The 14,120-nt window shown below is 43.3% G+C and carries 11 protein-coding genes; 10 read left to right on the plus strand and 1 reads right to left on the minus strand.

The window, feature by feature from the left end; genetic code table 11:
* Positions 1–5: 5 nt before the first annotated feature.
* The 9 genes from ACJMLT_RS04660 to ACJMLT_RS04700 all read left to right on the plus strand — a co-directional run bounded on the left by ACJMLT_RS04660 (position 6) and on the right by ACJMLT_RS04700 (position 10,947).
* Positions 6–1,631, plus strand: coding sequence for a CTP synthase (locus tag ACJMLT_RS04660; RefSeq protein ID WP_405727335.1), 1,626 nt, complete (start codon positions 6–8; stop codon positions 1,629–1,631).
* 44 nt (positions 1,632–1,675) lie between these two features.
* A complete protein-coding gene (locus tag ACJMLT_RS04665; RefSeq protein WP_405727302.1) occupies positions 1,676–2,893 on the plus strand; it encodes an LL-diaminopimelate aminotransferase in 1,218 nt (405 codons plus the stop codon).
* 25 nt (positions 2,894–2,918) lie between these two features.
* Entirely contained in the window at positions 2,919–4,379 is a 1,461-nt protein-coding gene (gene purF / locus ACJMLT_RS04670) for an amidophosphoribosyltransferase (protein ID WP_405727305.1), read from the plus strand.
* Entirely contained in the window at positions 4,366–5,469 is a 1,104-nt protein-coding gene (gene carA, locus ACJMLT_RS04675; protein WP_405727308.1) for a glutamine-hydrolyzing carbamoyl-phosphate synthase small subunit, read from the plus strand. The genes purF and carA overlap by 14 nt, the downstream gene beginning before the upstream one ends.
* Positions 5,453–8,632 (plus strand): carbamoyl-phosphate synthase large subunit, encoded by a 3,180-nt coding sequence (gene carB / locus ACJMLT_RS04680; RefSeq protein WP_405727311.1) that lies wholly within the window; start codon positions 5,453–5,455, stop codon positions 8,630–8,632. Before carA ends, carB begins: the two co-directional genes overlap by 17 nt.
* A gap of 17 nt (positions 8,633–8,649) precedes the next feature.
* Positions 8,650–9,381: an NAD(+) synthase gene (nadE, locus tag ACJMLT_RS04685; RefSeq protein ID WP_405727314.1), complete on the plus strand. Its 732-nt coding sequence runs from the start codon at positions 8,650–8,652 to the stop codon at positions 9,379–9,381.
* Between the two features lie 32 nt (positions 9,382–9,413).
* On the plus strand, positions 9,414–10,478 hold the full coding sequence (locus tag ACJMLT_RS04690) for a branched-chain amino acid aminotransferase (protein ID WP_405727317.1): 1,065 nt from the start codon (positions 9,414–9,416) through the stop codon (positions 10,476–10,478).
* A 168-nt stretch (positions 10,479–10,646) separates the two neighbouring features.
* Entirely contained in the window at positions 10,647–10,766 is a 120-nt protein-coding gene (locus ACJMLT_RS04695) for a cysteine-rich KTR domain-containing protein (RefSeq protein ID WP_405727320.1), read from the plus strand.
* Positions 10,744–10,947, plus strand: a complete 204-nt coding sequence (locus ACJMLT_RS04700) for a HepT-like ribonuclease domain-containing protein (RefSeq protein ID WP_405727323.1) — start codon at positions 10,744–10,746, stop codon at positions 10,945–10,947. The genes ACJMLT_RS04695 and ACJMLT_RS04700 overlap by 23 nt, the downstream gene beginning before the upstream one ends.
* Before the next feature lie 124 nt (positions 10,948–11,071).
* Here ACJMLT_RS04700 and ACJMLT_RS04705 read toward each other — a convergent pair whose 3' ends face one another.
* Positions 11,072–11,653: an ANTAR domain-containing response regulator gene (locus tag ACJMLT_RS04705; protein ID WP_405727326.1), complete on the minus strand. Its 582-nt coding sequence runs from the start codon at positions 11,651–11,653 to the stop codon at positions 11,072–11,074.
* A 378-nt stretch (positions 11,654–12,031) separates the two neighbouring features.
* Between ACJMLT_RS04705 and ACJMLT_RS04710 the strand changes: the two genes are divergently transcribed.
* The coding region (locus ACJMLT_RS04710; protein ID WP_405727329.1) for a glutamine synthetase III family protein at positions 12,032–14,120 on the plus strand (2,089 nt) is incomplete at its 3' end.

The following is a 14,120-nucleotide window of genomic DNA, read 5'->3' on the forward strand; positions in this document are numbered from 1 at the left end:
CTATGATGACGAAATATATTTTTGTAACGGGAGGTGTGGTTTCCGGTTTGGGCAAAGGCATTACCGCAGCATCTCTTGGCAGATTGCTGAAAGCCAGAGGGCTGAAGGTGGCTGCCCAGAAACTGGATCCATATATTAACGTTGATCCAGGAACTATGAGTCCCTATCAGCACGGAGAGGTGTATGTGACAGAGGATGGGGCAGAAACGGATCTTGATCTGGGACATTATGAACGCTTCATTGATGAAGACCTGAATAGATTTTCCAACCTTACCACAGGTAAGGTTTATTGGAATGTTCTGAATAAAGAAAGACGAGGAGAATATCTGGGCTCAACGGTGCAGGTTATCCCTCATATCACCAATGAGATCAAAGAGTTCGTCTATCGTCTGGGGAAAACCACCGATGCTGATGTGGTCATCACTGAAATTGGCGGTACCATCGGCGATATTGAATCTCAGCCATTTATTGAGGCGGTTCGTCAGATTTCTTTGGAAGTGGGGCAGGAAAACAGTCTCTTTATCCATGTAACACTGGTGCCTTTTTTGAAAGGATCTGAAGAACACAAATCGAAGCCAACGCAACATTCCGTAAAAGAATTAAGAGGAATGGGTGTTAATCCTGATATTATCGTTCTTCGATGCGATGAACCTTTGGAAAAAACGATTTTTCAGAAAATTGCTCTGTTCTGTAATGTAAAACCTGATTGTGTGATTGAAAACATTACGCTGCCCAATCTGTATGAAGCACCTCTGATGCTGGAAAAATCAAATTTTTCTGCAGTAGTGTGCAGAGAACTGCATCTGGAAACAGCTGTACCAGAGCTCGGTGAATGGATACAGATGGTGGAGCGGATCAAAAACAGGCCTATGACAGTCACGATTGGATTGGTAGGGAAATATGTGGAACTGCATGATGCCTATCTTTCTGTGGCAGAAGCGTTGCGTCATGCGGGTTATTGTTATAATTCCCATGTAAAAATCCGCTGGCTGGATGCAGAAAAAATGACGGCAGAAACGGTTGATGAAATACTTTCTGTGGTAGATGGCATCATTGTGCCCGGAGGATTCGGCAGCCGTGGGATTGAAGGTATGATCCTGACTGCAAAATACGCCAGAGAGAACAAAGTGCCTTATTTTGGTATCTGCCTTGGTATGCAGATTGCTGTGATCGAATATGCAAGAAATGTAGCAGGACTGGCTGATGCCAATTCCGGTGAATTCGATACGGAGTGTCTGCATAAAGTCATTGATTTTATGTCGGGGCAAAGTGACGAAGTGGATAAGGGCGGTACACTCCGTTTGGGTTCGTATCCCTGCGAAATCAAAGAGGGAACGACCATGAAGCGGTGCTATGGAATGACGGAGATCAGTGAGCGTCATCGTCATCGCTATGAATTTAACAATCATTATCGCAAATTGCTGCAGGCAAAGGGACTGACGATCAGTGGGACTTCTCCGGATGGAAGCCTGGTGGAAGCTGTTGAACTGACAGATAGAGATTTTTATATTGGTGTGCAGTATCATCCGGAATTTAAAAGCAGACCGAACAAACCTCATCCCCTGTTCAAAGGGTTTATTGATGCAGCTTTAAAACGGCAGGTGGAAAAGTCGCTGTCTGCAGAAAGATAACATGAATGAAATACTTATTATGGACAAGAAGGAGGGATTATATCATGCTGACTCCGAATAAACAGTATCAGGAATTAAAGGATACTTACCTTTTTAATACAATTTATCGTAAAACAGATGAATATCGACAGTCACATCCGGATAAAAAAATATATCTTATGGGGGTTGGGGATGTTTCCCGTCCGCTTTGCGAAGCGGTGATTCAGGCCTTGCATCAGGCAGTAGAAGATCAGGCAACGATGCAAAACTTTCAGGGATATATGCCTGAGAGAGGGGCAGCGGAACTGCGGGAAGCGATTTCCGCCTATTACCGCAGGTATCATGTTGCGATTTCACCGAATGAGATATTTATATCCAGTGGTGCGTGCGATGATCTGGGAGATATTCTGGAACTATTTGCTAAAGACAACACGGTGCTGGTTCTGGAACCTGCTTATCCGGAATATGTGGATACCAATATTCTGGCAGGCAGAAAGGTTGTTCACCTGAATTCCGGCGAAGAAAACGGATTTTTACCTGCACCTCCTGCAGATATTACGGCGGACATCATTTATATCTGTTCTCCCAACAATCCGACTGGGGCGGCCTTTGACAGGGAAAAACTGCAGGCATGGGTAGATTATGCCAATGCGCAGGGAGCAGTCATTCTTTTTGATGCGGCCTATGAAGTGTTTATTTCGGATCCTTCCGTTCCTCATAGTATCTATGAGATCGAAGGAGCCGATACCTGTGCGATTGAAATATGCTCTCTTTCAAAGATGGCGGGATTTACAGGAACAAGGCTGGGATACACTGTTGTGCCGGAGGCATTGATCCGAATGGAAATGAATCTGAATACTATGTGGGCGCGAAACAGAGAAACCAGAACGAATGGTGTTTCTTATATTCTTCAGAAAGGTGCAGCAGCAGTTTTTACACCGGAAGGCTATGCACAGACCAGACAGGATATTCAGGTTTATCAGAAAAATGCAAGGATGCTGATGGATGCCTTTGATCAGGCAGGGATCTGGTATACCGGCGGCAAAAATTCTCCTTATATCTGGATCAAATGCCCGGATGGCATGGGCGGATGGGAATTTTTCGATTATCTGCTGCAGAAAATACAGGTAGTTGGTATTCCCGGAGAAGGATTTGGTGCCTGTGGGAAAGGGTATTTCCGTTTTTCTGCTTTTGGTGATCCGGCGGATACAGAAGCGGCTGCGGGCCTGCTTTGCAAATTGCTTGGAAAGGCTGAAATGGCAGAAGGAGCATCTCAGAAATGATGAAACAGAAAAAGGAGGGAGAAGAATGAGTATCAGAGAAGAATGCGGTGTGTTTGGCGTGCTGTCGGAAAAGCCGATGGATGTGGCAGGTATCTCCTATTATGGATTATATGCGCTGCAGCACCGTGGGCAGGAAAGCTGCGGGATTGTCGTAGGTGAGGATGGATTGTTTTTCTCCCATAAGGATCTTGGTCTGGTCAATGAAGTTTTTACAAAGGATATTCTGCAGCAGTTTCCGAAAGGAACCATGGCGGTTGGCCATGTACGGTATGGTACAACGGGAGCAACAAACCGCAACAACTGCCAGCCTATTGAGGTGAATCACCAGAAGGGAAGAATGGCGCTGGCGCATAATGGCAATCTATGCAATGCTGAAGTTCTGCGAAATGAACTGGAACTGAATGGTGCGATTTTTCACAGTACCAGTGATACGGAAACGATTGCTTATATCATTACAAAAGAACGATTGAAAACCAATTCTATCGAGGAAGCGCTCAGTCGAGCCATGAATGTGCTGGAGGGAGCCTATTCTCTTGTACTGATGTCTCCCCAGAAGCTGATTTGTGCAAGAGATCCTTATGGCTTTCGTCCCCTTTGTTTTGGCAGAAGGGCAGACGGTGCCTATGTGGTGGCGTCAGAAAGTTGTGCCCTACAGGCTGTTGGTGCAAATTTTATTCGGGATGTAGAACCGGGAGAAATCCTTGTTTTCAGCAGAGACGGGATGGTTTCCAGACGAGAACATTGCGGAACAAAAAAGAAACACCTGTGCATTTTTGAATATATCTATTTTTCCAGACCGGATTCTGTTATCGATGGTATTTCTGTGCATAAGGCAAGACTGCGGGCTGGAGAAATTCTGGCAAAAACATATCCGACAGAGGCGGATATTGTGATTGGTGTGCCGGATTCCGGGCTGGATGCGGCCTTGGGCTACAGTCAGGCTTCGGGTATCCCCTATGGTATTGGTTTGATCAAAAATAAATATATTGGCAGAACCTTTATTTCGCCTGGGCAGGATGCAAGGATCGATCAGGTAAAGATCAAGCTGAGTGCTGTGGAAGAAAGTGTGAAGGGGAAGAGAGTGATCATGATCGACGATTCCATTGTCAGAGGAACTACCAGTGGTCGTATCGTTAAGCTTTTACGGGATGCCGGTGCAAAGGAGATCCATGTTCGTATTTCTGCACCTCCGTTCCTGCATCCCTGCTATTATGGAACGGATATTGATTCTGAAGACCACCTGATTGCCTGTCATCATTCAGAAACAGAAATCTGTCAGATGATTGGGGCGGATTCTCTGGGGTATCTGCCTATGGAAAGCCTGCGGGAATTATCGGGGAACTGTTATTACTGCAATGCATGCTTCAGCGGCGCATATCCCACAGAAATACCAAAAGATACAGGGAAAAACAGATTTGAACAGAAACTTTCCGAAATACATAAAATCAATGGAGAGGAAAGGAGCAGCAAACATGAAAACCTTTGACAGAAAAATCATCTTAGAGGATGGCAGTGAATATTATGGATATTCCTTTGGGGCATCAGGACAGAAAGTATGTGAAATCGTGTTCAATACATCGGTTGTGGGCTATCAGGAAATTCTTTCTGACCCTTCCTATACAGATCAGGCGGTGGTGATGACATATCCTCTTATCGGAAACTACGGTATGGCGAAGGATGATTATGAGACGAATATTCCTACGATCGGCGGATTGATCGTACGGGAGTATAATCATGAGCCGTCCAATTTCAGAAGTAGGGAAACACTCTCAGAAGTAATGAAAGAGTATGGTATCGTTGGTATTTCCGGCATCGATACCAGAAAACTGACTCGTTCTATCCGCGATCATGGCAGCAGAAAAGCTTTGCTGGCAGATGCGGCATTGTCATTGGAAGATGGTCTGCGGATTCTTTCGGAAAGCCCGATGCCTTCCGGCGAGGTGGCAAGGGTCAGCTGCAAAGAATTGTGGTATGCAAAGGTAAATGACGGGAAATATCGTGTTGTTGCGATCGATTGTGGCATGAAGCATAATATTATCCGTTCTCTGAATAAAAGAGGTTGCGATGTGATCGTTGTACCCTGGAATACTCCTGCTGAACAGATTGAAAAACTCTCTCCAGATGGTGTGTTTTTATCCAATGGTCCGGGTAATCCGGAAGAAGTACAGCCTGTGATCGAAACAGTTCGAAAACTGCGCGGAAAACTGCCGATTTTTGGGATTTGTCTGGGACATCAGGTCATTTCTCTGGCTTATGGTGCAAAAACCTACAAAATGAAATTTGGTCATCGCGGCGGGAATCATCCTGTGCGAAATCTGGAGACGAATAAAATCGAAATCACCTCTCAGAATCATTCCTACGCTGTGGATCTGGAAAGTTTGAAAGGTACAGATTTAACGATCACACATATCAATCTGCTGGATGGCACGGCAGAAGGTGTAAAATGCGAGAGAGATTGTATATTTAGTGTGCAATATCATCCGGAAAGTGCGCCTGGACCACAGGACAGCGGGTATCTGTTCGATATATTTATCAAAATGATGGAGGAGGGGAAAGACAATGCCGAAAAGAACTGACATAAAAAAGATACTGGTCATTGGTTCTGGTCCAATCGTGATCGGACAGGCAGCGGAATTTGATTATGCCGGCACACAGGCATGTCTGGCGCTGAAGGAGGAGGGGTATCAGGTTATTCTCTGCAATTCCAACCCTGCAACGATCATGACAGATACCTCTGTTGCAGATAAAGTTTATATGGAGCCTTTGACTTTGGAATATATGGCAAAGATCATTCGTTTTGAACGCCCTGATGCCATTTTGCCGGGAATTGGTGGACAGACAGGTCTGAATCTTGCGATGCAGTTGGAGAAAAAAGGTGTTTTGCAGGAATGTCAGGTAGAACTGCTTGGAACGAAAAGCAGCAGCATAGAACGGGCAGAGGATCGTGAATTATTCAAAGAACTCTGCAAGGAACTGGATGAGCCGGTTCTGCCTTCTGATGTAGCCAATTCTTTGGAGGAAGGTATGAAAATAGCAGAAACCATCGGGTATCCTGTGGTATTGCGTCCTGCCTTTACGCTGGGTGGAACCGGTGGTGGTTTTGCAGATAATCAGAGGGAATTGATTCCCCTGATGCGAAATGCACTATCCCTTTCCCCCGTTCATCAGGTGCTGATTGAAAAGAGCATCAAGGGTTATAAGGAAATTGAATATGAGGTAATGCGTGACAGCAATGATACAGCGATCACCATCTGTAATATGGAAAATCTGGATCCGGTGGGGATCCACACAGGAGATTCCATCGTAGTCTGTCCCTCACAGACGCTTACCAATAAGGAGTACCATATGCTGCGAGACAGTGCGCTGAAGATCATCCGTGCTCTGAAGATCGAAGGCGGATGTAATGTGCAGTTTGCATTAGATCCAGCATCCTTCCGGTATTATCTGATTGAGGTCAATCCGCGTGTATCCCGTTCGTCTGCACTGGCGTCCAAAGCCAGTGGCTATCCCATTGCCCGTGTTTCTGCAAAAATCGGTGTGGGCATGACGCTGGATGAGATCCGAATCGCCAATACACCTGCTTCTTTTGAACCGGCACTGGATTATGTGGTAACAAAAATGCCTCGTTTCCCCTTTGATAAGTTTACGGATGCAAATAATACTTTAAGCACCCAGATGAAAGCTACCGGAGAGGTGATGAGCATTGGCAGAACCTTTGAAGAAAGTTTGCTGAAAGCCATTCGTTCTCTGGAAATCGGTTTATATCATCTCTATAACAGCAAATTCGATAAAATGGCAGAGGAAGAACTGTTGGATTATATCCAAATTGGCACTGATGATCGCATTTATGCCATTGCACAGCTGCTGCGTTTGGGTTGTGATGTGGAAATGATCTATAATGCCACTGCCATTGATCGGTTTTTCCTGAGAAAATTAAAGAATATTGCAGAAAAGGAAAAAGAAATCAGAGAAAACTACGGAAATATGGAAATGCTGAAAGAAGCAAAGAAAATGGGGTTCGCAGATAAAACAATCGCAGAACTTTGGGCCAGAGAAGAAATCGAGATCTATCATTTGCGGAAACAGCAAAATATTTTCCCTGTTTATAAAATGATCGATACCTGTGCTTCTGAATTTGACAGCTATATTCCTTATTTTTATTCTACCTACGAAGAAGAAAACGAATCGATCATTTCAGAAAAGAAAAAGATCATCGTTCTTGGCTCAGGCCCTATCCGTATCGGGCAGGGGGTGGAGTTTGATTATTCCACTGTTCATGCGGTGCAGACCATTCAGGAAGCAGGCTACGAAGCGATCATCATCAATAACAATCCGGAAACAGTTTCCACAGATTATACCTGTTCCGATAAGCTGTATTTTGAACCGCTCTGTGTAGAGGATGTCATGCATATTATTGAACTGGAACAGCCGGAAGGCGTGATTGCTACATTAGGCGGACAGACTGCTGTCAATCTGGCTGAGCCTCTTTGCCAGAGAGGTGTCAGGATCATTGGCACAGACTGCGATGCAATTGAACGAGCAGAGAACAGAGATGTTTTTGAAAAGTTGCTTTCTGAACTGCATATTCCTCAGCCAAAAGGACGGGCAGTGACCAGTATCGAAGATGGTATCCGGGCTGCGGAGGAGATTGGTTATCCAGTTCTGGTACGCCCCAGTTTTGTTCTGGGGGGCAGAGCCATGCGTATCGTTTCCAAAGAGGCGGATTTATGCCATTATCTTGAGACTGCAGTGGCCATCGATGCGGACAAGCCCGTGCTGGTGGATAAATACATTCAGGGAAAGGAAGTGGAAGTGGACGCCATCTGTGATGGGGAACGGGTTTTTATTCCCGGGATTATGGAACTGGTAGAACGGACTGGTATTCATTCCGGTGACTCCATCAGTGTTTATCCGCCTTTCAGTATTTCTGAAAAAGTGAAAGAAAAACTCATTGATTATACAAAAAGAATGGGCATGGGAATCGGTATCGTTGGTTTGTTTAATATTCAGTTTATTGTGGATAAGGAAGAGAATGTATATATTATCGAGGTAAATCCCCGTTCTTCCAGAACGGTGCCATTCCTTTCCAAGGCAACAGGATACCCCCTTGCAGATATGGCTACCAATGTGATCCTTGGGAAAAGCCTTGCAGAGCAGGGATTTTTCAAAACTTATGGCGAAGAAAAGAAACGCTATTATATAAAAGCTCCTGCATTTTCCTTCTCCAAACTGAAAGGGATGGATGCATATCTTTCTCCTGAAATGAAATCTACGGGGGAAGCGATTGGTTATGATAATAAACTGCATCGTGCTATGTATAAGGCGATGGTGGCGTCGGGGATTAAGGTGCAAAACTATGGCACGGTATTGGTTACACTGGCGGATGAGGATAAGGAAGAAGCATTACCGCTGATTCGTCGTTTTTATGATATGGGCTTCAATATAGAGGCTACCATTGGTACGGCGAATTTTCTGAAAGGAAATGGTATTCGTACCAGAATGCGCGGAAAACTGAGTGAAGGCAGTAAAGATGTGCTGGAATCTATTCGTGCAGGTTATGTCAGCTATGTGATCAATACCAGAGCGATCCTTTCTGGTATTCATAATGAGGATGGCGCAGCGATTCGCCGCTGTGCCAGTGAAAACAATGTGACGATGTTCACATCACTGGATACGGTTCGGGTTTTGCTGGATGTTCTGGAAGAACGTACAATGAAGATCAGCCTGATCAATGACTGAAGGAAGAAGGTGGAAGAATGTTTGATGCGGAAAAAGTAAAAGACCAATGTGTTGCATGGATCAGAAGTTTTTTTGAAGAAAATGGGAGAAACTGCAACGCTGTTGTTGGCATCTCCGGTGGAAAAGACAGCTCTGTTACAGCTGCCCTTTGCGTGGAAGCATTGGGGAAAGAGAGGGTGATCGGCGTACTGATGCCTTGTGGAGAACAAGCGGATATTGATATGGCATATCTTCTTGTGCGTCATTTGGGTATTAAGCATTATGAAATCAATATCAAAGCAGCCGTGGATGGGATTCTGGGAGAATTGCATGGATTTGAACCCTCTGTACAGAGCAGAACAAATCTTCCTGCCCGTATCCGTATGGCAACACTTTATGCGGTTTCTCAGAGCATGAATGGCAGAGTGGCAAATACCTGCAATCTTTCAGAGGATTGGGTGGGTTATTCCACAAGATATGGCGATGCGGCAGGGGATTTTAGTCCCCTGTGCGAGTTGACGGTAACAGAAGTGAAAAAAATAGGAGAAATACTGGGATTACCAGAAACTCTGACCCATAAAGTCCCTGTTGATGGGCTGAGTGGGAAAACAGATGAGGAAAACCTCGGGTTTACTTATGATGAACTGGATCGTTATATTCGTACAGGCAAAATTGAAGATCAGGAAAAGAAAGCAAAGATCGACTGGCTTCATGAAAAGAATCTGTTCAAACTGAAGCTGATGCCGGGCTTTTCCTATACAGAAGAATAAATTTAGAAAATACAAAAGAAAAGGATGATTTTATGAAAGTGCAAGTAAGAGAAACAAAGAATCCTAAAACAAAGCCGGATCCTTCAAAAGTACCTTTTGGGGTAGCTTTTACAGACCATATGTTTCTGATGGAATATGATGATGAAAAAGGATGGCATGATGCCCGTATTGTTCCGTTTGACAACATTGCATTATCACCGGCGGCAGTGGTTTTCCATTATGGTGCGGAAGTATTTGAAGGACTAAAGGCTTATCGTACACCGGACGGGCAGGTGCAGATGTTCCGACCGGATGCAAACATTTCCCGTATGAATGATTCGGCAGAAAGACTCTGTTTGCCCCAATTGAATGAGGAAATGGTCATGACTGCTCTGAAACTCTTTCTTTCTGTAGAAAAAGAATGGGTTCCCGACCAGTATGGTACCTCTTTATATATAAGACCTGTTCTGTTTGCTACGGATGAGGATCTTTCTTTGCATGGGATTCATCATGCTACATTTATGATTATTGCCTGTGTAGTAGGCAGTTATTATAAAAACGGGCTGCAGCCTGTGGAACTTCTGATTGAAAAAGATGATGTGCGTGCGGTTCGCGGAGGTACTGGCTATGCGAAGTGCGGAGGCAATTATGCGGCAGCAGCAAGGGCCGGAGAAAAAGCCGAAGCTAAGGGGTATTCTCAGGTGCTTTGGGTAGATGGTGTAGAAAGAAAGTATGTAGAAGAAGGCGGCGGAATGAATGTGATGTTTGTGTGGGATGGAAAACTGGTCACTCCGGAATTGAACGGTTCGATTCTGCCTGGCGTAACAAGACGATCGATTCTTACTATAGCACAAGACTGGGGAATGAAAGTTGAAGAACGGAAAATTACTGTGGATGAACTTCTGGAAGCGTGTAAGAATGGAGAGGTGCAAGAGGCGTTTATGTGTGGCACTGCGGCTGTAGTTACCCCCATCGGTGGTTTTGCATGGGGAGAAGAAAAGGTGGTAGTTAATTATAATAAAATTGGTGAAATGACACGGAAAATTTATGATACTTTGACAGGAATCCAGTGGGGTATCAAGAAAGATCCTTATAATTGGACTGTAAAGGTAGATTGATTTTAAAATCTTTTTCGTCTTTGCCATAAAAGAAAGTTGTTGTTGACTTTCTTAGTATAAACGGCAAAACACAATGATAAATCAATGTTGAATCACTTATATTTAAAAAAATATGAGCAAAGCCAGTCACTTGATGCAGAGCAACGCTGTGATTAGGAGTGTATAAATTTGAAAGATAACAGGGAGGAATCTGTTTGGGTACGATGTCCGTTTTGCGGAGGCAAGACGAGAATTAAAGTGTATGAAGATACAGTGCTAATTAGGCATGACTGTAATCAACATTGGTGAACTGGTGAAGAATGTTACGGAAGAAATCCGTAAAGAGTATTCCGGAATCCCCTGGAAAGCAGCGGCTGGTATGAGAGATATCACCGCTCATACATATCAGACATTAAGAAGGGAAGATGTGTATACTACAGTTAAAGAAGATTTTGTAGTGTTAAAAGAACAATTGAAAGAGATTATTTAACAGGAGATGATTCTCCTGTTTTTTATTTATAGGGAAGGTGTCTGAAAAAGTGGACTTTTTAGGACAGATATACAAGTATGCTTCTTCTGCTACACCTTCGTAAGTGTAGAATAAGCGAAGTATTTCAAAGAGAGTACGTTTTTATGATATCTTCTGCGATTTCTCGTTTTGAAGTACAGCGATCCATTGCCTGTTTTTCAATATAATGATGAGCATCAGATTCGCTTAGTTTCAGTTCGCTGATGAGAAGCCATTTTGCACGGTTGATGATACGGATATCATCTATTTTCTGTTCAAGCAGGTATGTTTTATTTTCAGAGATCCGTAAATGTTCTCTTGCGCTGGTCATCCATGCCAGAGCCTGTGCAATAGCTGCTTTGGAAGTTGGTTTGGCAAGGGTAAAAATGCCATGTTCGATCACTTCGTTGTTGACTTCGTCTAAAAGATCCTGTTTTACAAAAAGTAAAACGATCGTACTTTTTTCTTTGCATGCTTCCAGAGCAAATAATTTCCCGGAGGCATCTGACAGAGGAGTATCCACAAGAACTAGGTCAAAGTGCTGTTTCTGTAAAAACTCTTTTGCAATCTGCACACTGTAAGCAGAGCAGATAGAAGGATAATTGGAGGGAGCAAGAAGAGATTTTATAACAGCATGAAACGTTGAGGAAGAAGATAAAAGCATAACATTATAGGTGCGTTTTTTCATGGACACTCCTCCTTTTCAGATATACTAGAAATAATGGGAAAAGACGTCATTTTGATACAGAAACTGCATGAAAATGAACGTCTTTGCTCATCTAAAGTATAATCCTGCATAGCATCTTTGTAAATTCAGAATTTCTGATACCTAATCTCAGAAAGAATTATAGTGCGTAGCATTGACAAATGTTTTTTGAACGGTGTATTATAGCATCCATAAAGGCAAAGGCGTCTTTGAGAACAATACTCTCAAAGGCGCTTTTTCTTTTTACCTGTTCATACCTCAATGAACTATTGTTTTTGGGCAAAGGCGTCTATCTTATGGTTACATAGGATAAATGCCTTTGTCTTTTTAGCTTTTTAGTTAGAAAGAGAGGAAATTATTATGAAGAATAAAGAAGTAGTTCCTGCCTATTTTGGCAGTATGGTATTTGATGACAGAGTGATGAAAGCAAGGCTTTCTGCTGATGTATACAACTCTTTGAAAAAAACAATTGATGAAGGTGCAAAACTGGAAAGTGGTGTTGCAAATGCTGTAGCGATTGCAATGAAAGATTGGGCAATTGCGAATGGGGCTACCCACTATACACACTGGTTCCAACCGTTGACAGGAATCACTGCGGAAAAACATGACAGTTTTATTACACCTTCTCCTGATGGCGGCGTCATTATGGAATTTTCCGGCAAGGAACTGGTTAAAGGGGAACCGGATGCATCTTCTTTCCCTTCCGGCGGTCTGAGAGCTACTTTTGAAGCTAGAGGGTACACGGCGTGGGATCCTACTTCCTGTGCATTCATTAAAGGAAAAACACTTTGTATTCCTACTGCATTCTGTTCTTATGGCGGGGAAGCGCTGGATAAGAAGACTCCTTTGCTTCGTTCCATGCAAGCTTTGAACAAACAGGCCCTTCGTATTCTGCGTCTGTTTGGAAATAATGACGTAAAATACATCCATACAGCTGTAGGACCCGAACAGGAATATTTTCTGATTGATAAAAAAATGTATGAAAAACGCCGTGATCTTTGTTTTACAGGCAGAACGCTATTTGGCGCAAAACCACCAAAGGGTCAGGAATTGGATGATCATTATTTTGGCGTTATTAAACCAAAAGTAGCGGCTTATATGGAAGATTTAAATGAAGAACTTTGGAAAATGGGAATTCTTGCAAAAACAGAGCATAACGAGGTTGCTCCCGCTCAACATGAACTGGCACCTATTTATACTACAACCAATATTGCAACAGACCATAATCAGTTAACGATGGAAATCATGCAGAAAGTGGCAGAAAAACATGGTTTGGTTTGCGTGCTCCATGAGAAGCCTTTTGCGGGGGTTAATGGCAGCGGTAAACATAATAACTGGTCTATTTCTACAGATCAAGGCATGAATCTGCTTTCTCCCGGAGATACCCCTTATGAAAATGCACAGTTTTTGTTGTTTCTTTGCGCAGTAATTCAAGCGGTGGATGATTATCAGGATTTGTTACGTATTTCGGTTGCTACTGCTGGCAACGATCATCGTCTGGGAGCAAATGAAGCACCACCCGCTATTGTATCTATTTTCCTTGGTGATGAACTGAATGCGATTCTGGAAGCAATTGAAATGGATATGCCTTACAGTGGTGTGGAAAAAACAAAAATGAAGCTGGGTGTCAATGTTCTGCCAAGATTCAGTAAAGATACAACAGACAGAAACAGAACTTCTCCTTTTGCATTTACAGGAAATAAATTTGAATTTCGCATGGTTGGTTCTTCTGATAGTATTGCTTGCGCAAACATAATGCTGAATACAGCAGTGGCGGAAAGTTTGAAGATTTTTGCAGATGAACTGGAGGGCAAGCAAGATTTTGAAACGGCTCTTCATGGGTTGATCCAAAAGACGATCAAAGAGCATAAACGAATCATTTTCAACGGTAATGGTTATGATGACGCATGGATCGCTGAAGCAGAACGAAGAGGGTTGAGCAACTATCGAACGACTCCTGACTGTGTTGTACATGTACTGGATCAGAAAAATGTAGATATGCTGACAAATCATCAGGTTTTTTCTTATGCAGAACTTCGCTCCAGATATGAGATCACTCTGGAAAACTACAGTAAAACTGTCATCATCGAAGCAAGTACCATGGTTGATATGGCGAAAAACGAAATCATTCCTGCAGTGGAAGAATATACACTGGAATTAGCGAAAACAGCCTCCGCGAAAAAAGAACTTGGTTTAGGTGTGCCATGCAGATATGAAACAGGCATGGTAAAAAAACTTTCCGGGCTGACAGACCGTATGGCAGAAGCGACTGATGCATTGGAAGAAATTCTTCTGAAGTTGGGTGATGTAAAAGATGTTCAGGAAGAAGCAAATGTAATCAGAGATATGGTTCTGGTTAAAATGTGTGAATTGAGACTGGCCTGCGATGAGGCAGAAACAGTGACAGCGAAAAAATACTGGCCTTTCCCTACTTATGGTGATTTGCTGT

It is taken from the genome of Anaerotignum sp., from assembly GCF_045122575.1.
Taxonomy (GTDB): domain Bacteria; phylum Bacillota; class Clostridia; order Lachnospirales; family Anaerotignaceae; genus Anaerotignum_A.

Bases quoted from the DNA above. Each gene is read 5' to 3' on its own strand.
- ACJMLT_RS04660 (WP_405727335.1), top strand. From the start codon at position 6: ATGACGAAATATATTTTTGTAACGGGAGGTGTGGTTTCCGGTTTGGGC.
- ACJMLT_RS04665 (WP_405727302.1), top strand. From the start codon at position 1,676: ATGCTGACTCCGAATAAACAGTATCAGGAATTAAAGGATACTTACCTT.
- purF (WP_405727305.1), top strand. From the start codon at position 2,919: ATGAGTATCAGAGAAGAATGCGGTGTGTTTGGCGTGCTGTCGGAAAAG.
- carA (WP_405727308.1), top strand. From the start codon at position 4,366: ATGAAAACCTTTGACAGAAAAATCATCTTAGAGGATGGCAGTGAATAT.
- carB (WP_405727311.1), top strand. From the start codon at position 5,453: ATGCCGAAAAGAACTGACATAAAAAAGATACTGGTCATTGGTTCTGGT.
- nadE (WP_405727314.1), top strand. From the start codon at position 8,650: ATGTTTGATGCGGAAAAAGTAAAAGACCAATGTGTTGCATGGATCAGA.
- ACJMLT_RS04690 (WP_405727317.1), top strand. From the start codon at position 9,414: ATGAAAGTGCAAGTAAGAGAAACAAAGAATCCTAAAACAAAGCCGGAT.
- ACJMLT_RS04700 (WP_405727323.1), top strand. From the start codon at position 10,744: ATGACTGTAATCAACATTGGTGAACTGGTGAAGAATGTTACGGAAGAA.
- ACJMLT_RS04705 (WP_405727326.1), bottom strand. From the start codon at position 11,653: ATGAAAAAACGCACCTATAATGTTATGCTTTTATCTTCTTCCTCAACG.